General features: G+C 63.3%; 21 protein-coding genes and 1 pseudogene. 17 read left to right on the forward strand and 5 right to left on the reverse strand.

The annotated features are described in order from the left end of the window. Positions 1–184: 184 nt before the first annotated feature. Together ilvD and ACO06R_RS10465 are read left to right on the forward strand one after the other, a co-directional pair. Positions 185–1909 (forward strand): dihydroxy-acid dehydratase, encoded by a 1725-nt coding sequence (gene ilvD / locus ACO06R_RS10460; RefSeq protein ID WP_421849087.1) that lies wholly within the window; start codon positions 185–187, stop codon positions 1907–1909. Positions 1910–1941: 32 nt separating this feature from the next. Next, positions 1942–2748, forward strand: coding sequence for a tetratricopeptide repeat protein (locus tag ACO06R_RS10465; protein ID WP_421849090.1), 807 nt, complete (start codon positions 1942–1944; stop codon positions 2746–2748). A 167-nt stretch (positions 2749–2915) separates the two neighbouring features. On the opposite strand, the gene ACO06R_RS10470 is transcribed toward ACO06R_RS10465, so the two are convergent. From ACO06R_RS10470 to xth, 3 genes are all read right to left on the reverse strand, one after another. After that, positions 2916–3992: a hypothetical protein gene (locus tag ACO06R_RS10470; RefSeq protein WP_421849093.1), complete on the reverse strand. Its 1077-nt coding sequence runs from the start codon at positions 3990–3992 to the stop codon at positions 2916–2918. Positions 3993–4121: 129 nt separating this feature from the next. Then, positions 4122–4391: a hypothetical protein gene (locus tag ACO06R_RS10475; RefSeq protein WP_421849096.1), complete on the reverse strand. Its 270-nt coding sequence runs from the start codon at positions 4389–4391 to the stop codon at positions 4122–4124. Positions 4392–4449: 58 nt separating this feature from the next. Continuing rightward, positions 4450–5232: an exodeoxyribonuclease III gene (xth, locus tag ACO06R_RS10480; RefSeq protein WP_421849098.1), complete on the reverse strand. Its 783-nt coding sequence runs from the start codon at positions 5230–5232 to the stop codon at positions 4450–4452. A 111-nt stretch (positions 5233–5343) separates the two neighbouring features. On the opposite strand from xth, the pseudogene ACO06R_RS10485 reads away from it, so the two are divergent. Further along, positions 5344–6698 (forward strand): annotated as a pseudogene (locus ACO06R_RS10485) (uracil-xanthine permease family protein). A gap of 7 nt (positions 6699–6705) precedes the next feature. On the opposite strand, the gene erpA reads toward ACO06R_RS10485, so the two are convergent. After that, positions 6706–7059: an iron-sulfur cluster insertion protein ErpA gene (gene erpA, locus ACO06R_RS10490; RefSeq protein ID WP_421849102.1), complete on the reverse strand. Its 354-nt coding sequence runs from the start codon at positions 7057–7059 to the stop codon at positions 6706–6708. Positions 7060–7182: 123 nt separating this feature from the next. Between erpA and ACO06R_RS10495 the strand changes: the two genes are divergently transcribed. From ACO06R_RS10495 to ACO06R_RS10560, 14 genes are all read left to right on the forward strand, one after another. Further along, the gene (locus ACO06R_RS10495; RefSeq protein ID WP_421849105.1) at positions 7183–8412 is read left to right on the forward strand and encodes a deoxyguanosinetriphosphate triphosphohydrolase; all 1230 of its coding nucleotides are present in this window, start codon (positions 7183–7185) and stop codon (positions 8410–8412) included. Positions 8413–8442: 30 nt separating this feature from the next. After that, positions 8443–10185, forward strand: coding sequence for an arginine--tRNA ligase (gene argS / locus ACO06R_RS10500; protein WP_421849108.1), 1743 nt, complete (start codon positions 8443–8445; stop codon positions 10183–10185). A 100-nt stretch (positions 10186–10285) separates the two neighbouring features. Further along, positions 10286–13126, forward strand: coding sequence for an SPOR domain-containing protein (locus ACO06R_RS10505; RefSeq protein ID WP_421849112.1), 2841 nt, complete (start codon positions 10286–10288; stop codon positions 13124–13126). A gap of 78 nt (positions 13127–13204) precedes the next feature. Beyond that, positions 13205–14239, forward strand: a complete 1035-nt coding sequence (gene nagZ, locus ACO06R_RS10510) for a beta-N-acetylhexosaminidase (RefSeq protein WP_421849116.1) — start codon at positions 13205–13207, stop codon at positions 14237–14239. A 76-nt stretch (positions 14240–14315) separates the two neighbouring features. Beyond that, on the forward strand, positions 14316–15146 hold the full coding sequence (locus tag ACO06R_RS10515) for a segregation and condensation protein A (RefSeq protein ID WP_421849119.1): 831 nt from the start codon (positions 14316–14318) through the stop codon (positions 15144–15146). Beyond that, positions 15143–15925, forward strand: coding sequence for an SMC-Scp complex subunit ScpB (gene scpB / locus ACO06R_RS10520; RefSeq protein ID WP_421849122.1), 783 nt, complete (start codon positions 15143–15145; stop codon positions 15923–15925). Before ACO06R_RS10515 ends, scpB begins: the two co-directional genes overlap by 4 nt. Before the next feature lie 59 nt (positions 15926–15984). Further along, complete coding sequence (locus ACO06R_RS10525; RefSeq protein WP_421849124.1) at positions 15985–17097, forward strand: ABC transporter ATP-binding protein; 1113 nt, start codon at positions 15985–15987, stop codon at positions 17095–17097. 37 nt (positions 17098–17134) lie between these two features. After that, positions 17135–17359, forward strand: coding sequence for a twin-arginine translocase TatA/TatE family subunit (locus ACO06R_RS10530; protein WP_421849127.1), 225 nt, complete (start codon positions 17135–17137; stop codon positions 17357–17359). Positions 17360–17423: 64 nt separating this feature from the next. Next, positions 17424–18140: a Sec-independent protein translocase protein TatB gene (gene tatB / locus ACO06R_RS10535; protein ID WP_421849130.1), complete on the forward strand. Its 717-nt coding sequence runs from the start codon at positions 17424–17426 to the stop codon at positions 18138–18140. 23 nt (positions 18141–18163) lie between these two features. After that, positions 18164–18961 (forward strand): twin-arginine translocase subunit TatC, encoded by a 798-nt coding sequence (gene tatC / locus ACO06R_RS10540; protein WP_421859339.1) that lies wholly within the window; start codon positions 18164–18166, stop codon positions 18959–18961. A 92-nt stretch (positions 18962–19053) separates the two neighbouring features. Then, positions 19054–20337 (forward strand): serine--tRNA ligase, encoded by a 1284-nt coding sequence (gene serS, locus ACO06R_RS10545; RefSeq protein WP_421849133.1) that lies wholly within the window; start codon positions 19054–19056, stop codon positions 20335–20337. 25 nt (positions 20338–20362) lie between these two features. Continuing rightward, positions 20363–21121 carry a 5'/3'-nucleotidase SurE gene (surE, locus tag ACO06R_RS10550; RefSeq protein ID WP_421849136.1) on the forward strand — a complete coding sequence of 253 codons (759 nt, stop codon included), beginning with the start codon at positions 20363–20365 and terminating at the stop codon, positions 21119–21121. Beyond that, positions 21118–21795, forward strand: coding sequence for a protein-L-isoaspartate(D-aspartate) O-methyltransferase (locus ACO06R_RS10555; RefSeq protein WP_421849139.1), 678 nt, complete (start codon positions 21118–21120; stop codon positions 21793–21795). The genes surE and ACO06R_RS10555 overlap by 4 nt, the downstream gene beginning before the upstream one ends. Positions 21796–21888: 93 nt before the next feature. Beyond that, entirely contained in the window at positions 21889–23280 is a 1392-nt protein-coding gene (locus ACO06R_RS10560) for a peptidoglycan DD-metalloendopeptidase family protein (protein ID WP_421849142.1), read from the forward strand. Positions 23281–23332: 52 nt separating this feature from the next. On the opposite strand, the gene ACO06R_RS10565 is transcribed toward ACO06R_RS10560, so the two are convergent. Continuing rightward, positions 23333–24205, reverse strand: coding sequence for an ATP-binding protein (locus ACO06R_RS10565; protein WP_421849145.1), 873 nt, complete (start codon positions 24203–24205; stop codon positions 23333–23335). Positions 24206–24282: the final 77 nt, after the last annotated feature.

Genomic DNA, 24282 nt, shown 5'->3' on the forward strand with positions numbered 1-24282 from the left:
GGCGTTTTTTTCGAGATTGGATGCGTAATCGGTGTCTTTGTGACGAATTGGCAACACCTTTTCGTAAAGAATTCGAGTAGATAGAGCGTGCGCGTTTGTGCCCCTTTGCCGCCACAAACCGGGCGCAACGCAACAACAACCGCAAGCCGGCGCGTTCGGCAATGCGGAGCAGGGACGTGGATTTATGGACACCAAAGTTATTTCAAAGGCCAATCTGCCCAGCCGTCACACGACGGTCGGACCTACGCGCGCGCCGCACCGGTCGTATCTCTACGCAATGGGCTTGTCGGCCGATGAGATCAACCAGCCGCTGGTCGGTGTCGCCTCCTGCTGGAACGAAGCCGCACCCTGCAACATTTCGCTGATGCGCCAGGCGCAAGTTGTCAAGAAGGGCGTCGCTGCCGCAAGCGGCACGCCGCGCGAATTCTGCACCATCACCGTCACGGACGGTATCGCGATGGGCCATCAGGGAATGAAGTCCTCGCTGGTGTCGCGCGACGTGATCACCGATTCCGTGGAACTGACGATGCGCGGCCACTGTTACGACGCGCTGGTCGGCCTGGCCGGGTGCGACAAGTCACTGCCGGGCATGATGATGGCGATGGTCCGCCTCAACGTACCATCCGTGTTCATCTATGGCGGCTCGATCCTTCCGGGTTCCTTCCGCGGCCGGCAGATCACGGTCCAGGACGTTTTCGAGGCCGTCGGCCAGCATTCGGTCGGCAACATGTCCGACGAGGACCTGGCAGAGATCGAACAGGTCGCCTGTCCGTCGGCCGGCTCCTGCGGCGCGCAGTTTACCGCCAACACCATGGCGACCGTCGCCGAGGCAATCGGCCTGGCGCTGCCATATTCCTGCGGCGCGCCAGCGCCCTATGAAATCCGAGACCGGTTCTGCTTCGCGTCCGGCGAGAAGGTCATGGAACTGATCGCCCGCAACATCCGGCCGCGCGATATCGTCACCCGCAAGGCGCTGGAAAATGCGGCCGCTGTCGTCGCCGCTTCCGGCGGTTCGACCAACGCCGCCCTGCACCTGCCGGCAATCGCGCATGAGTGCGGTATCGAATTCGACCTGTTCGACGTCGCCGAGATCTTCCACAAGACGCCGTACATCGCGGACCTGAAGCCGGGCGGCCGCTATGTCGCCAAGGACATGTTCGAGGCCGGCGGCATTCCGCTGCTCATGAAGACGCTGCTCGACCACGGTTATCTGCACGGCGACTGCCTGACCGTGACCGGCCGTACTTTGGCCGAAAACATGGAGCATGTAGCCTGGAACGACGAGCAGGACGTGGTCCGTCCTGCCGACAAACCGATCACCGCAACCGGCGGCGTGGTCGGACTGAAGGGCAATCTCGCCCCGGATGGCGCGATCGTGAAGGTCGCCGGCATGTCCAACCTGAAGTTTTCGGGACCGGCGCGCTGCTTCGATTCCGAGGAAGAGTGTTTCGAGGCGGTCACGAACCGCAGTTACGAGGAAGGCGAAGTCCTGGTCATTCGCTACGAGGGTCCGAAAGGCGGCCCGGGCATGCGTGAAATGCTGGCGACAACCGCGGCGCTTTACGGGCAGGGCATGGGCGACAAGGTGGCGCTGATCACCGACGGGCGCTTCTCGGGCGCGACGCGCGGTTTCTGCATCGGTCATGTCGGACCGGAAGCGGCTGTCGGCGGTCCGATCGGGTTGCTGCGTGACGGCGATATCATCTCGATCGACGCGGTTGCGGGTACGATCGACGTTGCGGTGGACGACGCCGAAATGGAAGCCCGCAAGGCCGAGTGGGCGCCGCGGGAAACCGACTACACGTCGGGTGTGTTGTGGAAGTACGCGCAGACTGTGGGCGATGCGCGCAATGGCGCTGTGACCCATCCGGGCGGCGCGAAGGAAAAACAGTGCTACGCGGATATCTAAGTCGGCGGCACGAACGGGTACGAAAGCTGGTCATGACAGGGTCGGTCAGACAGATAAGGATTCGGGCGGTATTGGCGCTTGCAGCGGCGTCGGCGGTGCTTGTGACGGGCGTTGTCGCCGTCGCGCCGGCACCGGCGCTCGCGCAGTCGGCCGAAGCCGATCCCAACAGCCCGTGGAGCCGCTTCCGGTTCGGCTATTCGGCCTATCAGAGCGGCCGCAAGGACGAGGCGCTGCAGGCTTACCGCGAGGCGGCCGAGCAGGGACATGCCGGAGCGCGCTGGAAACTGGCGACCATGCTGGCGTCGGGCGACGGCGTGAAAGAAAACGATTACGAAGCGTTCCGCCTGTATCAGGGACTGGTCAATGACGGCGCGACGCCGGGCACGCGCGACGAAACCTTCGTCGCCCATTCACTGATGTCGCTGGCGAGCTATTTCCGCCGTGGCATCCCGAATTCGCCGATCGGCGCCGATCCGCTGCGCGCCCGCCAGCTCTATCTCCAGGCGGCCAGCCAGTTCGGCGATGCGAGCGCGCAATTCGAACTCGGCCGCATGTATCTGCAAGGCGAGGGCGGCAAGGCCGACCCGGTCCAGGCGGCGCGCTGGTTCAATCTGGCGGCCCACAAGGGACATGTCGGCGCCGAGGCGATGCTCGGCAAGATCCTGTTCGATTCCGGACGTTCGGTGCGTGGACTGGCGATCTTGACCAGCGCTCTGCACAAGGCCGAAGGGACGGAACTTCACTGGATCCGCGCTCTTCAGGAAGAGGCCTTCGCGCTCGCTTCGGAAGCGGACCGCCGCACGGCGATCGCACTGGCGGCGCAGCTGCCGCAGAACTGAGGCGGCACGGTCGCTCAAACCCCCTCACTTGCGATTTTCAGCACTTAGTCTTCGGCCAAGACGCTGATTGCGCCGACGCGCTGTTGCGCAAGGGGCACATGACGCGCGTCAGCGTTGCCGCGCCCGCCTTGCGAGCGGTTTTCTGCCCCGGCCTTAAGCGCCTCGTTTCACTCGTCGCTGCCGGGGGCCCGACGCGCCCGCGCATAGCGCGCGAGCGCGTCGCATTCCTTCAGGATGTCGTCGATGGGGATTTCGGATCGTCGCCGCCGGCCCGGCGGATGGCCGATACGCAAGGGGATCTGGATTTTCGTGATCGGTTCGGGCGGAATTCCTGGTTGGTTCGCGTCCTTAAGCTTCGCTTCGCTCGCTGACGCGAACCCGACCTCGCTCTGGCTTGAGGTCAGGCTGGAATCAAGCCGCGCCTTTCTTCTTGCGAAGCGAACGGCGTGGCCGGGCAGATCGTCGAGCGCGGCTTTCAATGCGCGGACGCGCCGGCAGACATGGGCGGCATTGATCAGGGTGCGGCCGAGCCCGTCGACCGGCGGCGACGGTTTGGGCGGATCGACGGGCAGCGGCGCGTCGCTGCCGAAAAAGGTGATGCGCGGCACGGCTTTGCGCCGCGGCCGCGGCGGGGCGAAGATCGCCGCATAGTCGATCGGCGGATCGAACAGCGCGAAGGCCGGATTGAGCGACGGCGCAGCAGGCACCGCCGGCTTCGGCGGCTTCGGCGCCCAGGGCATCCGGCCGACCGGCACTTGTTTGCCCTGGTAGACGATGTTGGTCATCGGCCTTGGGCTTTTGTCCTTCACGATCAGGCAGGCCACGACCGACGCCGGCACATCCAGCGTGGCGTTTTCCCGCACCGTGGTCAGGTCGAGATCGGCAGCGGTTTCGGCATCGGCAGCGGCGGGCGCATCGGCCCTTGCCGCCGCGATCCCGGCAAACGGCCGGCGCCTGGCCCGCCGGACGTGAAGCTTGACCGCGATGTTGCGCGCGGCGACTGCCAGCAGACGCCGTGTCGCGCTTTCGGCGGGATACAGAACCCGCAGGACCGCCCGCCAGATGCACTCCGGCAGCATGTCCGCGCCGCCGACATCCAGACCGGTCTTGATGCACAGTGTGCGGACAATGCGTGACAGCGTCGCACGGTATTGCGCGATCTCCAGGTCAAACCATTCATCCGAACCGTAATCCATGCGGTCCAGCATGGTGGAGGGTGAGGTGCGGTGGATATTTTTGTTCAAGAAGATGTGGCAATTAATTGAAATTGCACCTTAAAAATAGTTGTTGGTGCAGGATCTGTCCACCGACGGTTCGCAAGGCATGGAGCCGCAACCCGGCCGCAATCATCATCGGCGGAGAAATGGCTGGCGTCAGCCTTTTTGCTGCAGGAGTTCGAGAGCCGGTGTCGACCGGGCCAGCGGGCAATCGGTGTCGAGAATTTTCCACGACGTGTTGTTGAGCACGCGCTCGCAGCGGGCCAGTTTCGGGCCGGCCGCCGTTTTCAGGCAGATGGTCTGGCCCTCGGCCACGTCCTTGCCATTGCCGCGGCATGTGCAGTCTTCGCCCGCATGCGCCGAGACGGGGGCAACCGCAAGCGAGGCGATTGCAAGCAGTTTCAGTGTTCGAGCAATGAAATGCATGATGTTTTGCCTCCGCAGCAAGCATAGCATGCGGCCGCGCAAGGCAAAAGCCGGGTTTTCAGGCCGCCAGATCTATCAATACTGGCACATGGTCGGATGGCTTCTCCCAGGCGCGGACATGTTTGTCGATGCTCGCGGCATTGAACATGCGCGCGGCTTCGGGCGACAGCAGGAGATGGTCGATACGGATGCCGTTGTTCTTCTGCCACGCGCCGGCCTGATAGTCCCAGAAGGTATAGACGCCGCCGGCATCGTCGCTGGCGCGGACGGCTTCGGTCAGCCCGAGGTTACAGAGGCGGCGGAATGCCGTGCGGCTTTCAGGCCGGTACAGCGCATCGCCTTCCCAGACCTTCGGATCGTGGCAATCCTCAGGCATGGGGATGACATTGTAGTCGCCCGCCAGCACAAGGGGTTCTTCAAGCGCCAGGCGCTCGCGGGTCCAGCGCTCCAGCCTGTCCATCCAGCCGAGCTTGTAGGGAAACTTCGGACTGTCGACGGGATTGCCATTGGGCAGGTAGAGCGAGACGACGCGCAGGACCCCGGATGCGGTCGAAAACACACCTTCGATGAATCGCGCCTGTTCGTCCTCCGGATCGCCGGGCAGACCGCGATTGACCTCGTCGAACGGCGTCAGCGACAGGATCGCGACGCCATTGAAGCTTTTCTGGCCGTGGGTCTCGACGTGATAGCCGAGCGCCTCGAACACCTCGCGCGGGAAATTCTCGTCGACCGACTTGATCTCCTGCATGCAGACGATGTCGGGTTTGGACTGCTCCAGCCAACTGGTGACCGTTTCGAGCCGGGCCTTGATGCCGTTGATGTTCCAGGTGGCGATTCGCATGGTTTTCCAGTCGTGTACACAGGGCGCGATGGCGGCTTGCTTGCCACACTGTCACGATCGGATAGCATTGATCAATCACCATCCCCGGGGATCACCACGAAAGGACGAACGATGGCCGACAATATGGTGGGCACGCCCGCGCAGATGCGCGATCCCGACTACACGCCACCGCTCGCGCAAGCCGTGCCGCTCGGCATTCAGCACGTACTCGCCATGTTCGTGTCGAACGTAACGCCGGCGATCATCGTCGCGGGTGCGGCCGGCTTCGGTTTCGGGTCGAACTCGCCCGACTTTCCGGTGATGATCTACATGATCCAGATGTCGATGCTGTTCGCCGGCATCGCGACATTGTTCCAGACCGTCGGCATGGGGCCGGTCGGCTCTCGCCTGCCGATCGTGCAGGGAACCAGTTTCGCATTCCTGCCGATCATGATCCCGGCGGTTGCCGGGCAAGGGACAGCCGGTCTTGCCGGGCTGATGACAGGGATCATCATCGGCGGCATGTTCCACTTCGCGATCGGCACGTTCATCGGGCGGATCCGCTTTGCGCTGCCGCCACTGGTGACGGGGCTGATCGTCCTGATGATCGGTCTGGCGCTGGTGCGCGTCGGTATCCAGTATGCCGCCGGGGGCGTGCCGCTGATCGGCAAACCGGAAGCGGAACCTTCGCGATGTGGTTTCCCGCGCTGGTGGTGATCGCGGTGACGCTCGGCTTCAAATTCTTCACGCGGGGCCTCGCATCCATCGCCGCCGTCCTGATCGGCCTGCTCGCCGGTTACGCGGTGGCGCTGGCGATGGGCCAGGTCAATTTCGGCAATGTCGGCAATGCAGCGATGTTTGCATTGCCGACACCGTTGCAGTGGGGCCTTGATTTCAACGTCGCCATCATCGTCGGCATGTGCCTGATGGCCGTCATCTCGGCGATCGAGACGGTCGGCGACGTGTCGGCGATCGCCAAGGGCGGAGCGGGCCGCGAGGCGACCGACAGGGAGATTTCCGGCGCCACCTATGCAGACGGCCTCGGCACCGCGGTGGCCGGGGTGTTCGGCGGATTGCCGAATACCTCGTTCAGCCAGAATGTCGGGCTGGTGTCGATGACGGGGCTGATGAGCCGCCATGTGGTGACGTTCGGCGCGATCTTCCTGATCGTGTGCGGCCTGATCCCGAAGTTCGGCGCCATCGTCGCCACGGTGCCGATCAATGTGCTGGGCGGCGGGGTTATCGTGATGTTCGGCATGGTCGCCGCATCCGGGGTCAATCTGTTGTCGGATGTCGAATGGAACCGGCGCAACATGGTGATCTTCGCGATCTCGCTGTCGGTCGGCCTCGGCCTGCAACTGGAGCCGGCCGCGTTGCAGCACCTGCCGCGGACGCTGCAGATCCTGATGACATCAGGCCTGCTGCCCGCCGCGATACTGGCGATCGCGCTGAACCTCATCATCCCGCAGCAGGATGGCGAGGCCTGACGCGCTGTCAGATCGAGAAGCTGGTGCCGCAGCCGCAGCTTGCCACTGCGTTCGGATTGCGGATCTGGAAGGACTGGCCGATCAGGTCGTCGACGAAATCGATCTCCGAGCCGGCGAGATAGACCATCGACATCGGGTCGATCAGCACGGTCGCGCCGTCTTTCTCGATGACGATGTCGTCGTCCTCGCGATCGGCGACCAGATCGAACTTGTAGGAAAAACCGGAGCAGCCGCCGCCCTCAACGGCAACGCGCAGCGCCTTGTTGGCGGTTTCGCTTTCGAGGATTTTCAAGACACGCGCGGCGCAGGCTTCCGTGACTGAAACCGATCCGGATGCCAGTTCGGTCGAATGGGCTGTCATGGCGGATTGTCCTCGATGCGTTCTATCAAACAGTGTTCATCGGCTTGCATCATAGGTATGGAGCGCGGGAGCCGCCGTCAATACGGGCGGCGCGGTGTTGAAGATCGGAGTTGGGGCAGGGATATGGATCGGGTGCCCGACAAGGCTTTTGAGACGATAGGCTTCGGACAGGAAGGCCGGGCGGTGTTTGCCACCGATCCGGCGCATAGCCGCGGACGGCTGGCGGAGGAGCGCGAGAGCCGCACGCGCACGCCCTATCAGCGCGACCGCGACCGCATCGTCCACTCGACGGCGTTTCGCCGGCTGAAACACAAGACGCAGGTGTTCTTCAGCCATGAGAGCGATCATTACCGGACGCGGCTGACGCACACGATCGAGGTGGCGCAGATCGCACGCGCCCTGGCACGGGCGCTGCGTGTCGACGAAGACCTGAGCGAGGCAATCGCTCTGGTGCATGATTTCGGGCACACGCCGTTCGGCCACACCGGCGAAGATGTGCTGAACGAGTGCATGGCGGCGCATGGCGGCTTCGACCACAATGCGCAGGCGCTGCGCGTCGTCACCAAGCTGGAACGGCGCTATGCCGAGTTCGACGGGCTGAACCTGACCTGGGAGACGCTGGAAGGGCTGGTCAAGCACAATGGCCCGCTGCGCGACGCAGAAACCGGCGCGGATCTGGCCGGACCCGTGCCGCAGACGATCCTGAACTATTGCGAGTTGCATGATCTGGAGATCGACCGCCATGCCGGGCTGGAGGCGCAACTGGCGGCGATTGCCGACGATGTCGCCTACAACACCCACGATATCGACGACGGTTTGCGGGCCGGCCTGCTGACATTCGAAATGCTGGCCGATGTGCGGCTGGCGCGCGACATCATCGCCGAGGTCGACGGGCTCTATCCCGGTCTCGACGACAACCGCCGGGGGCATGAGACGACGCGCCGGCTGATGACGCGCATGGTGGAGGATGTGATCGTCCAGACCCAGGCGAACATCGCCCGGCTGGCGCCGCAATCGGCGGGCGACGTCTACCGGGCCGGGGAAACGATTGCCCGGTTCTCCGACGAGATGGCCGAACTGGAAGCGGAACTGAAGGCGTTCATGTTCAAGAACATGTACCGCCATCCGGACGTGATGCGCGTGCGGGCGCAGGCCGAGGACGTGGTGCGTGACCTGTACGCGAAGTTCATCGCCGCGCCGGGGGAAATGGGCGGGCGCTGGGCCGGCCAGATGGAGCGGCTTGACGAAGACGCCGTGGCGCGGCGGGTTTCAGATTACCTTGCCGGGATGACCGACACATTCGCGCTTGCCGAACATCGCAGGCTGTTTGACCGGACGCCTGAATTACGCTAGCGACCCGCGGAATCCACCAGGACAACAACCATGAACATCTTTACCGAGTTCCGGAGCCGGATCGTTGCGGCCGTAGAAACGCTTGCCGCCGACAAGGCCGCCACCCTCGACCTGACGAAGCTTGGCATCGAGCCGCCGCGCGACCCTTCGCATGGCGACATCGCCAGCAATGCCGCGCTGGTGCTGACCAAGCAGCTCGGCGTGCCACCGCGCGAACTCGCCGACAAGCTGGCGACGGCGCTCGCCGCCGACCCGGATGTCGAAAACGCCACGGTCGCCGGGCCGGGCTTCGTCAACCTGAAGATATCCGACGGCTTCTGGCGCCGCGAACTGACGGCAGTGCTGGCCGAAGGCACCGATTATGGCCGCTCCTCGCTTGGCGAGGGCTGCAAGATCAACGTGGAATATGTCTCGGCCAATCCGACGGGGCCGATGCATGTCGGTCATTGCCGCGGCGCGGTTGTCGGCGACACGCTCGCCAACCTGCTGGCCTTTTCCGGCTACGAGGTGACCAAGGAGTACTACGTCAACGATGCGGGCGTGCAGATCGACGTGTTGGCGCGTTCGGTGATGCTGCGCTACCGCGAGGCACTGGGCGAGGAAGTCGGCGCGATCCCGGAGGGGCTTTATCCGGGCGACTATCTGGTGCCGGTCGGAAAGGCGCTGGCCGAGGCGTTTGGCGGATCGCTTGCGGAGATGGCGGAGGACGAGGCGCTGGCGATCGTGCGCGATCGCTCGATCGACGCCATGATGGCGCTGATCCGCGAGGACCTCGACGCACTTAATGTGCACCATGACGTGTTCTTTTCAGAGCGCGACCTGCATGCCGATGGCGCAAAGCGCATCCGCACGGCAATCAACGACCTGACCATGAAGGGGCATGTCTACAAAGGCACGCTGCCGCCGCCCAAGGGCCAGTTGCCCGAAGACTGGGAAGACCGCGAGCAGACCTTGTTCCGGTCGACCGCGGTTGGCGACGATATCGACCGTCCGCTGATCAAGTCGGATGGCGCCTATACCTACTTCGCCGCCGACGTCGCCTATTTCATCGACAAGTTCCGGCGCGGCTATGGCGAGATGATCTATGTGCTCGGCGCCGATCACGGCGGCTATGTGAAACGGCTGGAAGCGCTGGCGCGGGCAGTCTCCGGCGGGGAGACGCAGCTGACCGTGCTGTTGTGCCAGTTGGTCAAGCTGTTCCGGGCCGGCCAGCCGGTGCGGATGTCGAAGCGGGCAGGGCAGTTCGTCACCCTGCGCGACGTCGTCGACGAGGTGGGCCGCGATCCCGTCCGCTTCATGATGCTTTATCGCAAGAACACAGAGCCGCTTGATTTCGACTTCGCCAAGGTTACCGAGCAGTCGAAGGACAATCCGGTTTTCTACGTGCAATATGCCAGCGCCCGGTGCCATTCGGTTTTCCGGCAGGCGGAGGAGCAGTTCGGCCGGCCGATCGCACCCGACGCGGCAGCGCTGGACCGGCTGACGGATGCCGGCGAGATCGCGCTGATCCGCAAGCTTGCGGAGTATCCGCGTATCGTAGAGGCGGCGGCGCGCAGCCATGAACCGCACCGCATCGCGTTTTATCTCTATGACCTGGCGAGCGCGTTGCACGGTCATTGGAACAAGGGTACCGATAACGCCGACTTACGCTTTGTTAAGGTTAACGAACCAGAATTGACCGGTGCCAGACTCGGGTTGGTGCAGGGCGTTCTCAACGTTTTGCGTTCGGGGCTTGCGATTGTCGGGGCAGATGCACCGGCGGAAATGCGGTAGCCTCTCGTCACCATTTACCCACAATGGACTGGCAAGGAGTGCGGTCACGGGTTCACAGCCCTTTGTTTTATGAGTGCGGGACATTAAGATGGCGGACGCAATGACACGCAAAGTGGGCGCCGACAGAGAATCCGATAAAGACATAGCGCGCGACGATCCTCTCTTCGAGCTGTCGCAAATCATAGGATTCGATCCGCAAGCCGATGCCAAGCAGGAAGTCGAGGCAGAGCTGGAGGATGCGCTTGCCTCGCAGCTTGAAGGCGACCTGATCCGCTACGACAATCGTGAACCTGCCGCCAATGCGGTGACCGAGCCGCAATCCGAACCGGCCCCTGCGCCGGTCGCGCTTGTGCATGAGGCCGCGGACGATGTCGTTCTCGACGATGCAATTGTCGATGAAACTGTCGAGACTGTCCCGGAACCGATGATCGAGCCGGAGCTTGAGGCGGCTGAAATGCCGGCAGAGGCCGAGCCGATCGAATCGGCCGATGAAATCGAGGCGGTTGAATACGTTGTCGAGGATACGCCGCTCGAGGAGGCTGCCGAAGAGACACCGCAAGACATGTTGCAAGATGATGCGGCAGAGGCGGTGCCGGATATCGAACCGGAAATGGAATTCGAGCTGGATGCCGACCTGATCGAGGCGGTCGAGACCGCGATCGAAGAGTACGGGATCGAGGAAGACGAGGTCGTAGAAGACAGCGAACCGGCGGCCGAATACGAAGCAGACGATGTGGCGGCACCCGAGGAACCCGTCGCCGAAGCAGTCGCCGAAGCGCCTGAAGAACCTCAAGAGATCGAGCCGCCCGTGCAAGACGAGTTGGCGCCGCAAGTGCAGCCGGCTCAGCAAGGCGGCGCAGCGTTTCTGGAACAGGAGCTTCTCCAGATGCTTGGAGGCATCGGCGAAAAAACCCAGTTCGCCGAACAGTGGTCGGGAGAAGACGAACAGGCTGTCGTTGAGGAAACGCCAGTGGAGCCGGTCAACGAACCCGAGGGTTTCGCGCAATCCAGTGTGGCCCGTGCGGAAGGACACTGGATACCCGACGAGTACGCCGTGGCCGGTGAAAGCCCGGATATGGCTGCCGAGATCGACCCGCAAATGATGTCGGACGCCGCAATACTCGACCAGTTCGAGAGTGCGCTGTTCAACGACATGTCGATCTCGATCGAGGAAAGCGATATCGAAGACGATGAGCCGGAAGCGGATGCCAATCCCCATGCGGAAATCAGCACGTTCGAGAAGCAGGTGATCGCGGCGCGGCGCGAAGTGGCCGTGCCGAACCTGGTCGATGACTTCGGTTGGGCCGATCAGGAAGAAGAACTGATAGAGGCGCTGGCTTCAACATTCGATCAACCCGAACAGATCCCCGATGCCGAGGTGCCGGTGCTCGACACCGCAGAATTGCCGGCGGGCGACATCGAACAGATGCAGCCGCTCGATCTGCCCGAGTTGCCGGCCGCAGCCGAAATCCCGCCCGAGGACTTGAACCTCGAGCGCGAGATCGACGCGGCGATTGCCGGGATCGGGCAATTCGACGATGACGCCTGGACCGAAGACGATCCGGAGGAGCCGGTTCAGGGCGCCGACCACGCTGACTTCGAGGCTGTGCAAGACACCGATGGCGTCGACATAGACGATCTCGAAAGCGATCTGGCGCGCGATCTTGAATTTGTCGAGCATGACCTGACATCCGAAGTGGCGGCGGTGCCCGAGGGCTTCGACGAATACGAGCAGACCGGCGAAGCGGAGGCGCAGCAGAGCGGAGGATCGCGACGCGGGCTGATGATCGCGGCGGTGATCGGCGGTATCGCGGTTATCGGCGCGATCGGCGCGTTCAGCTTCATGTCGGACGGCGGCGACAATGCGGCGCCGGTCCTGATCAAGGCCGACCAGCAGCCGATCAAGATCGAACCCGAGGATCCGGGCGGGCAGAGCGTGCCCAATCAGGATCGCGCCGTCTACAACGAAGCCGATGGCGGCAGCACCCGCGTACCAACCCAGGAAAAGCTGGTTTCGACATCCGAGGAGCCGGTGGATCTTGCAGCAGGCGAGACCCTGTTGCCTTCGGGTGTTGCGGAAGCGACGAAGGCCGAGGATCGGCTGGCGCCACAGGACGATGTCGATCCCGCCGCCCAGGCGCCGAACGGTTCATCTCCGATCCTGGCGCCGCGCCGAGTCCGTACCGTGATCGTGAAGCCGGACGGCACATTCGTTGCTCAGCCGGTCGAACAGCAGCCGGTGGCGGTTGTGCGCCAGCCGCTCGAGTCACCCGTCTCCGAGACTGCCGGCAACGATGCCGGGCAAACGGCTCGTCCGGTGGCGTCGGATGCCGGAACGGCTACGCCGGCCGAACAGCCGCGCGAGGTCGCGATTGTCGTGCCGCCGGCAGCCGACCCGCAGCCGGAGGTCGCGCCGACAGCCGAATCCCGCCTTGATGCGTTGCGCGTCGCCGCCGAACGCCTTTCGATCGCAGCGGAAACGCCGACACCCGGAACCAGGCAGGCGGTTGGGCCGGTTCGCACGGCTTCGACGGAAACGCAGACCGCTTCGACCCAGCCGACTGTGCAGGAACAGCCACAGGCCGCCCGCCCGCGCATTCAGCCGCCGAGCGCTATTCCCGACCGTCCGTCAGGGCAGACCACTTCCACCGTTCCGGCGCAAACCGCTTCGGCGCCGCAACCGGCACCCAGCGCGACCAGCGACTACACGGTGCAGATCGCGTCGCTGCCCAACGAAGATTTGGCGAGGTCTACTGCCGCCAACCTTTCGCAGCGCTATTCGGAGCTGATCGGCGGCCGGTCCATCACGATTCAGCAAGCCGATATCGAGGGGCGTGGAACATTCCACCGCGTGCGTGTTGCGACATCGGGTCGGGACGATGCCGTCGCGCTTTGCGAGCGCTACAAGCAGGCCGGCGGAAGCTGTTTCGTCGCCCGCTGAGCCGCTGGCGCGAACTCAACCAAATCGGCGGCCTGCGGCCGCCTTTTTCGTTCCCAGTCAAACGCGATATGCTGCACCATGAGCGAATCAAAGGCGATGATTGTCGGCTGTTCCGGCCTGTCCCTGACAGATGCCGAAGTTGCATTCGTCAGGCGCGAACGCCCTTGGGGCCTTATCCTGTTCGCCCGCAATATCGGCACGACAGACCAGATCAAGGCATTGACCGCGGACTTCCGCGAGATCGCCGGGCGCGCCGACGCACCCGTGTTCATCGACCAGGAAGGCGGCCGGGTCCAGCGCATCAGGGAGCCTATTGCCAGCCGCTATCCGCCCGGCGCTGCCATTGGCGATGTGTATCGGCGCGATGCCGAGGCTGGTCTTCGTGCCGCGCGCAGTCTTTCACGGTTGCACGCCGCCGACCTGTTGCCGCTCGGCGTCAATGCCGACTGTCTGCCGGTTCTCGACGTGCCCGTTAACGGCGCGCATGATGTCATCGGCGACCGCGCCTATTCGAGCGATCCCGGCGTGGTCGCCGCGCTCGGCATGCAGGCAGCCATTGGTTTGCTGGACGGCGGCGTATTGCCGGTTATCAAGCACATTCCGGGGCATGGCCGCGCCGGCGCAGACAGCCACCTGGAGTTGCCAGTGGTCGATGCACCGCTCGACGCATTGCGCGAATGCGATTTCGCACCGTTTCGGGCGCTCAATTCAATGCCGATGGCGATGACCGCGCATGTGATCTATTCCAAGATCGATCCGGATCGACCGGCAACGACATCGCCGAAGGTGATCGACGAAATCATTCGCGGCGAGATCGGTTTCGATGGCCTGTTGATGAGCGACGACGTATCCATGCGGGCACTTTCTGGGGATTTCGCATCGCGCACTGAATCCGTCTTTGGTGCGGGTTGCGATCTTGTCCTACATTGCAACGGGGACATGGAAGAGATGCAGGCCGTTGCCTCCGGAACGCCAGTTCTGGACGGACTGGCCGCCTCACGCGCCCAAAAGGCGCTCCAGCGTCTTGGCGAGCATGACGACCGTCTCGAAGATGCGGTTTTCATTGCCGCGAAACGAGACGAGTTGAACGAGTTACTGGCGGCGGTCGCCTGAATCGACGAACCGCTGCTGCTTTGACGGCCGATGAGCGGCCAGAGAGGGAACCGGGCGGTTGGCAACGGCGAACGACATGGCGGGAAAGCGCGCGCAATCCGACGGAAAGGTCGCGCCGCTCGAAGCCGTGTGGCAGGACAATGCACCGAGCGGGAACGAGTCGGAGCCGGCGCTTGTCGTGGACGTGTCCGGTTTCGAAGGACCGCTCGACCTGCTGTTGCATCTTGCTCGTAACCAGAAGGTCGACCTCACACAGATCTCGGTGCTTGAACTGGCGCGGCAGTATCTCGCCTTTGTCGACGAAGCGCGCGCGCTTCGGCTTGAGCTGGCGGCCGACTACCTGGTCATGGCGGCCTGGCTGGCCTTCCTGAAATCCAAGCTGCTGATCCCGGAGCCGAAGTTGGAGGGAGAGCAGTCGGGCGAGGAAATGGCCGCATTGCTGCAGTTCCGGCTGAAGCGGCTGGAAGCGATGCGCGATGCCGCGGCCCGGCTGATCAATCGCAACCGGCTTGGACGCGATGTGTTTGCGCGCGGTCAACCCGAAGCGGTGATCGTCGAGAAGAAGAGCGACTTTGAAGCCTCGTTGTTCGATCTGCTGACGGCTTACTCGCAATTGCGCCAACGCGAGGCCGTCACCCATGTGGAAATCGCCAAACGGGTCGTCTGGTCGCTCGGCGAAGCCCGCGACATATTGAAACGGCTGATCGGCGACATGGACGATTGGGTGGCGCTCGACAGCTATATCGTTGCCTATGCGCCAAGCCCGCAGATGCGCCGCACCGCCATCGCGAGTGCCTTTGCCGCGAGCCTGGAACTGGTACGCGAACGGACGGTGGAGATCCGGCAGGATGCGCCATTCGGGACGCTCTACATGCGCGACGCACAAGGTGCGGGGACAGCAGGATGACGGACACGATCGAAGACACCGGCGAAGCCCGCGCCGCCGGCGCCGAAAGCGAGCCCTTTTTTGAGGAAACGCCAGTGGAAACGGACAATATCGTCGCGCTCGAAAGCGAGAACCCGGCGCGCCGCCTCGTCGAGGCCGAAGCCCTGCGCATGGCCGAAGCGCTCGTTTTCGCTTCGGCCGAGCCGGTGACCGAGAAGTCGCTTGCCGACCGGTTGCCGGACGGCGTGGACATTCGCGCGCTGATGACTGAACTGCAGGAGTTCTACGAGAAACGCGGCGTCAACCTGCTACGGGTCGACAATGCTTGGGTGTTCAGGACGGCGGGCGATCTTGGTTTCCTGATGCAGCGCGAGGAAGTGCAGCAACGCAAGTTGTCGCGTGCGGCGCTCGAGGTGCTGGCGATCATCGCCTATCACCAGCCGGTGACGCGCGCTGAAATGGAAGACATCCGCGGCGTCGAGACGTCGAAAGGAACCATCGACGTGTTGCTGGAGACCGGCTGGATCAAGATGCGTGGCCGCCGCAAGACGCCCGGCAGGCCCGTGACCTACGGAACGACTGTCGATTTCCTCGACCATTTCGGCTTGAGCGAGATCCGCGATCTGCCCGGCATGGAGGAACTGAAGGGGGCTGGCCTGTTGTCGGCGCGCATGCCGACAAACTTCGAAATGCCGCTTCCGGCGGTCGAGCCTGACGAGCTGACCGAGGAAGAAGAGGCGTTCACCGACATCGATTTGGAAGAGCTTGGTCTGTTGACACCCAAGGGTGGCGATGATTGAGACGGGAACGCTCGCGCCATGCCGGTGCGGGCAGGTCTCGATTTCTCAGTACGGCAGGCATGGCACAGGCGCCAAACTCGATATATCAGCGTACCGGCGTCAGCTTTGCGGCAGAATTGGCATTCGAGGATGTTCACCTGCATTACGGAAAGGTGCACACCCTGAACGGGATTTCTCTGACCGCAAAGCCCGGCGAAATCCTGTGTCTGCTCGGTCCGTCCGGTTCGGGGAAGACGTCGTTGCTGCGGCTGGCCGCAGGGCTTGAGCAGCAATCCACAGGCCGGGTGCTGATCAACGGACGTGAAGTCGCCGGGCCGAGTGTCTTCGTGCCGCCGGAAGATCGTTCCATCGGGCTGATGTTCCAAGACTTCGCGCTGTTTCCGCACATGACGATCATAGACAATGTGCGGTTCGGACTGCGCGGGATGGGGCCGGCCGACGCCACGCGGGAAGCGCTGGGGGCGATACGGCGCGTCGGCCTTGAACATCATGCCCGGGACTATCCGCATGTGCTGTCGGGTGGCGAACAGCAGCGGGTCGCGCTGGCGCGGGCGCTTGCGCCGCGCCCGTCGGTCATCCTGATGGACGAGCCGTTTTCGGGGCTGGACACGCGCCTGAAGGACAGTGTGCGCGCCGAGACGCTGGCGATCCTGCGCGAAACACGTGCCACCGCGATCGTCGTGACCCATGATGCGGAAGAAGCAATGCGCATGGGTGACCGGATCGCGCTGCTCGATCGTGGCGAGATTGTTCAGGCGGGCAGCGCAGATGAAATCTATCACGCGCCGAAGAACCTGTTCGTTGCAGGCTTCTTCTCCGAGCTGAACGTGTTTCGCGCCGCCTGCCACAACGGTCAGGCGGAAACGCCGCTTGGCGCGGTCGCCTGCCCGGATCATCGCGACGGACAATCCGTCGACATCGCGGTCCGCACGATCGGCCTGGATGTGACCCCCAATGGCAGTGACGCGGGGCCGGGGCATGTGCCCGGGCGGATCATCAGCCGGCGCTTTCTCGGCTCGTCGGAAGACCTGGTTTTGGCCGTTCCGGGCTCCGAGCAGCCGGTGCGCGCACGCATCCGCGCCGACGAACTGCCGCCGGCCATTAGCGATGTTACGATAAATGTCCGTCAATCAGACATAATGCGGTTTGAAACTGATCCGGAAAACGCCTAAGTGTCCGGAACAATGCTGGTGCTAGGAGACACTTGAAATGGGTATTACAGGCTGGTGGCAGTGGGTCATCGTGCTCGTCATCGTTCTGCTGCTGTTCGGACGCGGTCGGATTCCGGAGCTGATGGGCGATATGGCAAAGGGCATTCGCAATTTCCGAAAGGGCATGAGCGACGAGGCCGATGAGGCCAAGGACGACGCCAAGACGGTCGAGCACAAGGCGGAAGAAGCCGTCGATGCCAAGGCTGCCAAGGAAAAGAGCTAACCCTTTGGCGTCTCCATGGTCCGGTCATCTGCCGGGCCGGATACAGGACTGACGGACACCCGAGATGCTGCCGGATTTTGGCTGGACAGAACTGCTGATGATCGCCATCGTGCTGGTGGTCATCGTTGGGCCGAAGGATTTGCCCAAGATGCTGCGCACCTTCGGCAAGACGACGAACAGTATGCGCCGGATGGCCGGCGACTTCCGCAAACAGTTCGATGAGGCCTTGAAGGAGGCCGAACTCGATGATGTCCGCGATCTAGCCAATGAGATGAAGGGCCTCGACCCGCGCAACGAACTGAAAAGCGCGCTCGATCCGCTGGCCAAGGCCGGCAAAGATATCAATGACGACCTGAAGAAGGCCGCCAGCGATATCGACAGTTCGGCCAAGGTTGCCGACAAGACCGCCGAAGCCGGCGAGGCAAAACCGGAGAAGGTGGAAGCGGCGCCTGCGAAAGCCAAGGCAAGTTCGGCAACCAAGAGCAAAACGGCGGTCAAGTCTTCAACGACAGGAACCACGTCGGCGAAATCGGCGGCGACCAAGGCAACATCGTCCAAGAGGTCCACCGCCAGGACGTCGACCGCCAAGGCGGCGGCTACAAAGGCCACTGCCACAAAGTCGACGGCTTCGCGCGGCAGCGCCAAGAAGCCGGCCGGCGGAAGTGAAACGGCGGCCAAGAAGCCGGCAGCGCGCAAAACGGCGTCCGCCAAGTCCGCAGCGGCCAGGAAAGCTCCGGCCGCTGACAGCAAGGCCGCAAACGTCGCCGGAGAGAAATCGTGAGCACGCGCGCCGAAGAAGAGGAAATGGAGGCGACAGCGGCGCCGCTGATGTCGCATCTCATCGAACTGCGGTCGCGGCTGATGTGGTCGATCGGCGCGTTCTTCATCGCGTTCGTGATCTGCTACTCGTTGTCGACGCAGATCTTCAACCTGCTTGTGGTTCCGTTCCAGTGGGCGGTCGACTGGCTCGATCTGGCGCGCGACGACGTGCGCTTTATCTACACCGCGCCGCAGGAGTTTTTCTTCACGCGGATCAAGATCGGTGCCTTCGGCGGCCTTGTGCTTGCATTTCCGGTGATCGCCGCGCAGCTCTACATGTTCGTCGCGCCCGGTCTTTACCGCAACGAGCGCGGTGCGTTCCTGCCTTACCTGGTCGCGACCCCGGTGCTCTTCCTGATCGGGGCTGCGCTGGTCTATTTCATGATCATCCCGATGGCGATGTGGTTCTTCCTGTCGATGGAACAGACGGGCGGCGACGGCATCGCGTCGATCCAGCACCTGCCCAAGGTGTCGGAGTATCTGGGTCTGATCATGACGCTGATCTTCGCATTCGGCATCGTGTTCCAGCTTCCGGTCGCCATCACGCTTCTGGCGCGCGCTGGCCTTGTCACGACCGAGGGCCTGGCGGACAAGCGCAAATACGCAGTCGTGATCGCGTTTGTCGCTGCTGCCATCCTCACGCCGCCCGATCCGCTGACGCAGATCGGTCTGGCCGTGCCGACTATCCTTCTCTACGAAGTTTCGATCTTTGCGGCGCGCCATGTCGAGCGCCAGCGCAAGGAGCGCGAACAGGCCGCGGCCGAAGAAACCGATCGATCCTGATGGCGGCGCGGCGCGCGCTGCCCTTGACCATCGCGACCAATCGCGCGATTCACCCGACAATCAGAGATTCTTCTAAAGCAAGGACTTGAGCCATGCTCGATATCCGTTGGATTCGGGAAAACGCCGACAAGCTGGACGACGCGCTGCGCAAACGGGGTGCCGAACCGGAAAGCGCGCAGCTGATCGAACTCGATGAGGCGCGCCGCGCCCATATCGCAAAGCTGCAGGACGCCCAGACCCGGCGCAACACCGCTTCCAAGGAAATCGGCGCCGCCATGGCCGCCAAGGACACGGATCGCGCCGAGGCGCTGAAAGCCGAGGTCGCCGAGATCAAATCGTTCATCCAGTCTGGCGAAGACACCGAGCGCGCACTGACCGGCAAGCTCAACGATGCGTTGGCGCGGCTGCCCAACCTGCCGCTCGACGATGTTCCGCAAGGCGCCGACGAAGGCGACAATGTGGAAGTACGCCTGAGCGGCCAGAAGCCAAGCTTCGATTTCGAGCCCAAGGAGCATTTCGAGCTGGGCGAAGCGCTCGGCCAGATGGACTTCGAGACCGCGGCCAAACTGTCGGGGTCGCGGTTCGCGATCCTGTCGGGCGGACTGGCGCGCCTGGAGCGGGCGCTGGCCCAGTTCATGCTCGACAAGCACACGCAGGAACACGATTACACAGAGGTCAATCCGCCGCTCTTGGTGCGTGACGACGCGCTGTTTGGTACCGGCCAGTTGCCGAAATTCGAGGAGGACCTGTTCTTCGCGCAGCACGGAAACAACCGCCTGGGCCTGATTCCGACGGCCGAGGTTTCGCTGACCAATCTTGTGCGTGACGACATTCTGGACGGTTCGACGCTACCGCGCCGCTATACGGCGCTGACGCCCTGCTTCCGCTCGGAGGCCGGGTCTGCCGGGCGCGATACGCGCGGCTATCTGCGCCAGCACCAGTTCTACAAGGTCGAACTGGTCTCGATCACCGACGCGGAGACCAGCATAGACGAGCACGAGCGGATGACGAAGTGCGCGGAGACCATCCTGGTGGAGCTCGGGTTACATTTCCGCACCGTGGTATTGTGCACGGGCGACATGGGATTCGGCGCGCGCAAGACCTACGATATCGAGGTCTGGCTTCCGGGCCAGGGCGCCTATCGCGAGATCTCTTCTTGTTCGGTGTGCGGCGACTTCCAGGCGCGCAGGATGAACGCGCGCTATCGGGCGGAGGGCGAAAAGGAGACCCGTTTCGTCCATACGCTCAACGGTTCCGGCGTTGCCGTCGGGCGCGCGCTTATTGCCGTCATGGAGAACTATCAGAATGCGGACGGAACGATTCGCGTTCCCGAAGTCCTGAAGCCGTATCTCGGCGGGGCCGAGACGATCGGCTGATCCGCAAGACCGACAAGGAGCGCAAATGCGCATACTGATTACCAATGACGACGGAATTCACGCCGAGGGGTTGGCGGTCCTCGAACGTATCGCAGCCGAACTGTCCGACGAAGTGTGGGTCGTCGCGCCGGAGACCGACCAGAGCGGTCTCGCGCACTCGCTGACGATCAACGATCCTCTACGACTGCGCAAAGTCTCCGACCGCAAGTACGCGTTGCGCGGTACGCCGACCGACTGTGTGATCATGGCGGTGACCCATGTGATGCCCGAGCGCCCGGACCTTGTGTTGTCCGGTGTCAATTCGGGCGCGAACATCGCCGATGACGTCACCTATTCCGGAACGGTCGCCGGTGCGATGGAAGGGACGCTGCTCGGCATCAGGTCGATCGCCCTGTCGCAGGCCTACTCGTATCGCGACACCGGACGGCTTGTGCCCTGGGAGGTGGTCGAGACCCATGCGCCGGACATACTGCGCAAACTTGTTACGCTCGAATTGGATCCGGGCACGTTTTTGAACGTGAACTTCCCGAATTGCGGGGTCGGCGAGGTCAGAGGTACACAGGTGACACACCAGGGCAAGTTGCTGCATGGTTTGTCGGTGGAGGAAAGGGCTGATGGAAGAGGCTTTCCCTATTTCTGGATCCGTTTCGGGCGCTCGCCGGTCGATGCGGTCGCCGACAGCGACGTCGCCGCGCTTGAAAGCGGCACGATCTCGGTCACACCCTTGAAGCTCGATTACACAGCATACGAAACGGTCGAGCGGGTCAGGGAGGTGCTTGGATGAACGCGGGGCCCGGTCCGGCATCGGCGATTGTCTCGAGCACGGATCGCGAAGGGTTCGCGGCCTTCATGCTGCGCGCGCGCGCGGCAGGCATTGAAGACATGACGCTGATGAGCGTGATCGAATCCGTGCCGCGCAGGCAGTTCATGGATGCGGAGTATCACCATCTCGCGATGGCTCCGCGCACCATACCGATTGCCTGCGGCGAGACACTCGAAGGGTTGGATCTGCAGGCTCGCATCATCCACGCGTTGCATGCGGACGGGGTCTCCCGTGTCCTGGAAATCGGTACGGGCACCGGGTTTACCGCCTGCGTGCTGTCGCGGCTGGCAAAGCGCGTCTACACGCTTGAGCGCTACCGGACACTGCACCAGGCGGCGGCCCAGCGCATACGTCATCTCGGGGTAACCAATGTAATCTCGTTGCATGCCGATGGTTCGTCCGGTTCGCAGGACGGTCCATTCGACAGGATTGTCAGCTGGAACGCATTTCCGTCGCTGCCGCGCCATTTCGTCGAACAACTGGTGTCCGGCGGCAGCATGATCTGCGCCATCGGCGAGGCCGACGAGCCTCAGGTCCTCGTCCGGCTGACCAAGACTGGAAGCCGCTTCGAGCGTGAAGACATCGGCACCGTCCGCTTTCAACTCATAAAAGCGGGCATACCGCGCATTTTATGAAGCTTTCCCTGGACGCCGAAAGCCTCTCTTAACCACGCAGTAATACTAACGCGGTTTAATCATCACGAATCCGAACAGGATGGATGTGACGTGATGCGTACCAATTTCACGAATGCAAATCTCCTGCGTCTTGCGCGAACGGCAGCGGTCTTGGCGATTGGCGCTGTTGCTGCCGGCTGCAGTTCCGACGTGATGCGGTTTTCGGACGACTTTTATACGTCGGCCGTACCGCAAAGCCCGACGACGGTCGCGCAGGGCGCTCCTTATCAGCAGCCTGCCTACGGCTCAAACATCGATCCGGCTACGACCGGCTCGGTTCCGCCGGCGAATGGCGCGATGGTGTCGGGGCCCCGGCAGCCGACCCAGATCGCCACGCCACAACCGACAGCCGGCGTCGGCGCGATGGCTTCGCCTGCGCCGCTGCCGGCGAGGGTGGCGCCGATTACACCGACCGATCCGATCAACACGTCCTCGGTGACGCGGGCGCCGGTTGCGCCGCCCGTCATGACACGCGGCGGCTGGACAGCCGAGGGCGCCAGGACGGTTATCCTGCGCGACGGCGAGACCATCGCGACCCTTTCCAAGCGCTACGGCGTGCCGGAAAGCGCGATCCTGAATGTCAATGGCATCCGCAGTGCCGGCTCGGTTCGCGCCGGCCAGTCGATCCGGATTCCCGTATTTTCGCGCGAACGGCTCGCCTCTGCCGCGACGCAGCCGTTGCAACCGCCGGTAACCCCCCAGCTCAGCGCGCCGAAACGCGATGCCGTGATCGCCGATGGCGGCCGCTACACGGTTTCTGCAGGCGATACGCTTTCATCGATTTCCCGGCGCACCGGGGCAAGCGTGTCGGCGATCAAGCTGACCAACGGACTGTCGAGCGACACGATCCGCATCGGCCAGCGGCTGGTCATTCCGGGGCTTTCGGCCGAGGGCACGGAGAAAGTCGCACGCATCAAGAAGATCGATCCGGTTATAACCGGCGGCATCAAGCGCCGCCCGACCACGAACGAGGTCAAGGGGTACACGCCGCCGGCTCCGACCGCCAAAACACCACAGGCCGCCGCGCCACCGGCGGAAAAGAAGACTGCGCGAGCGCCTGATGCCGCCGGCTCCGCAACGATGCGCTGGCCGGTCAACGGCCGGGTCATTAGCGCGTTCCAGTCGAAATCCAGCGGAAAGCCGAATGACGGCATCGACATCTCCGTCCCCAAGGGCACTGCGGTGAAGGCGGCTGACAAGGGTGTCGTGATCTATGCCGGCGACGGCCTGAAGGAACTCGGCAAGACGATCTTGATCCGCCACGGCGACGGCGTTGTCACGGTCTATGGCCACGCATCGGACTTGAATGTTCAGCGCGGCGATACCGTCAAGCGCGGTCAGACGATCGCCGCCTCGGGCATGAGCGGTTCGGCCAAGCAGCCGCAGTTGCACTTCGAAGTCCGCAAGGATTCCAAGCCGGTCAATCCTGTTACCTACCTCCAGTAGGTGATGCTGCGGTCCGGCCCCGAAAAGGCCGGGCTGCGGCCCCGGTACCAACCTATCCCGCCGGCGGAAGCTGCTTCTTCAGGCGACCAGCCAGATCGTTGATGTATTGCCATGCGACACGGCCCGAACGGGCGCCGCGCGTTGTCGCCCATTCCAGTGCATCGCGGCGCAGTTCGTCCGACGCGATATCCAGCCCGAAATGCGCGGCATAGCCCGACACCATGTCCAGGTAATCGTCCTGGCTGCATTTGTGAAAGCCCAACCAGAGGCCGAAGCGATCCGACAGCGACACTTTTTCCTCGACGGCTTCCGACGGGTTGATGGCGGTCGACCGCTCGTTTTCGATCATGTCGCGCGGCAGCAGGTGGCGCCGGTTGGAGGTCGCGTAGAAGATCACGTTCGCCGGCCGACCTTCGACACCGCCATCCAGCGCGGCCTTGAGCGACTTGTAGGAGGTGTCGTCCTGATCGAAGGACAGATCGTCGCAGAACAGGATGAACCGGTGCGTTTCGCCGCGCAGCGTCTGGAGGATGCGCGGCAGGTCGTGGATGTCTTCACGGTGGATCTCGACGAGCTTGAGCGCGCTGGGCGCGGTCGTGCATATCATTGCGTGGACCGATTTTACCAGTGACGACTTGCCCATGCCGCGGGCGCCCCAAAGCAGCACATTGTTGGCCGGCAAGGCCTGCGCAAAACGCTCGGTATTCTCGACCAGAATGTCGCGCACGCGGTCGACACCGCGGATCAGGCCGATCTCCACGCGATTGACTTCGTGCACGGGCTGCATGGCGCCGGCGGCGCTGTCCCAGACGAAGCAATCGGCGAGCGAAAAATCGGCTGGCGGCGGCGGCGCGGGGGCCAAACGATCCATTGCCGCGATCAGGCGGTCAAGTTTCTGGTTCAGCTCACCCATCTGGTCGGGCATGGTCCGTTCTCCGACATCGTCAAACCGCATATCCGAAGCGGTTCGGCAGATGCGCTTTTGGTTGCATTGGTGCTTTT

Origin of the sequence: Oricola sp. (assembly GCF_965230365.1) — a bacterium.
In the GTDB taxonomy this organism is placed as follows: domain Bacteria; phylum Pseudomonadota; class Alphaproteobacteria; order Rhizobiales; family Rhizobiaceae; genus Oricola.

Bases quoted from the DNA above. Each gene is read 5' to 3' on its own strand.
- ACO06R_RS10565 (WP_421849145.1), bottom strand. From the start codon at position 24,205: ATGCCCGACCAGATGGGTGAGCTGAACCAGAAACTTGACCGCCTGATC.
- tatC (WP_421859339.1), top strand. From the start codon at position 18,164: ATGGAGGCGACAGCGGCGCCGCTGATGTCGCATCTCATCGAACTGCGG.
- scpB (WP_421849122.1), top strand. From the start codon at position 15,143: ATGACGGACACGATCGAAGACACCGGCGAAGCCCGCGCCGCCGGCGCC.
- surE (WP_421849136.1), top strand. From the start codon at position 20,363: ATGCGCATACTGATTACCAATGACGACGGAATTCACGCCGAGGGGTTG.
- ACO06R_RS10465 (WP_421849090.1), top strand. From the start codon at position 1,942: ATGACAGGGTCGGTCAGACAGATAAGGATTCGGGCGGTATTGGCGCTT.
- ACO06R_RS10495 (WP_421849105.1), top strand. From the start codon at position 7,183: ATGGATCGGGTGCCCGACAAGGCTTTTGAGACGATAGGCTTCGGACAG.
- ACO06R_RS10515 (WP_421849119.1), top strand. From the start codon at position 14,316: ATGGCGGGAAAGCGCGCGCAATCCGACGGAAAGGTCGCGCCGCTCGAA.
- ACO06R_RS10560 (WP_421849142.1), top strand. From the start codon at position 21,889: ATGCGTACCAATTTCACGAATGCAAATCTCCTGCGTCTTGCGCGAACG.
- ACO06R_RS10475 (WP_421849096.1), bottom strand. From the start codon at position 4,391: ATGCATTTCATTGCTCGAACACTGAAACTGCTTGCAATCGCCTCGCTT.
- tatB (WP_421849130.1), top strand. From the start codon at position 17,424: ATGCTGCCGGATTTTGGCTGGACAGAACTGCTGATGATCGCCATCGTG.
- nagZ (WP_421849116.1), top strand. From the start codon at position 13,205: ATGAGCGAATCAAAGGCGATGATTGTCGGCTGTTCCGGCCTGTCCCTG.
- erpA (WP_421849102.1), bottom strand. From the start codon at position 7,059: ATGACAGCCCATTCGACCGAACTGGCATCCGGATCGGTTTCAGTCACG.
- ACO06R_RS10530 (WP_421849127.1), top strand. From the start codon at position 17,135: ATGGGTATTACAGGCTGGTGGCAGTGGGTCATCGTGCTCGTCATCGTT.
- xth (WP_421849098.1), bottom strand. From the start codon at position 5,232: ATGCGAATCGCCACCTGGAACATCAACGGCATCAAGGCCCGGCTCGAA.
- ACO06R_RS10525 (WP_421849124.1), top strand. From the start codon at position 15,985: ATGGCACAGGCGCCAAACTCGATATATCAGCGTACCGGCGTCAGCTTT.
- ACO06R_RS10505 (WP_421849112.1), top strand. From the start codon at position 10,286: ATGACACGCAAAGTGGGCGCCGACAGAGAATCCGATAAAGACATAGCG.
- ACO06R_RS10555 (WP_421849139.1), top strand. From the start codon at position 21,118: ATGAACGCGGGGCCCGGTCCGGCATCGGCGATTGTCTCGAGCACGGAT.
- ilvD (WP_421849087.1), top strand. From the start codon at position 185: ATGGACACCAAAGTTATTTCAAAGGCCAATCTGCCCAGCCGTCACACG.
- argS (WP_421849108.1), top strand. From the start codon at position 8,443: ATGAACATCTTTACCGAGTTCCGGAGCCGGATCGTTGCGGCCGTAGAA.
- serS (WP_421849133.1), top strand. From the start codon at position 19,054: ATGCTCGATATCCGTTGGATTCGGGAAAACGCCGACAAGCTGGACGAC.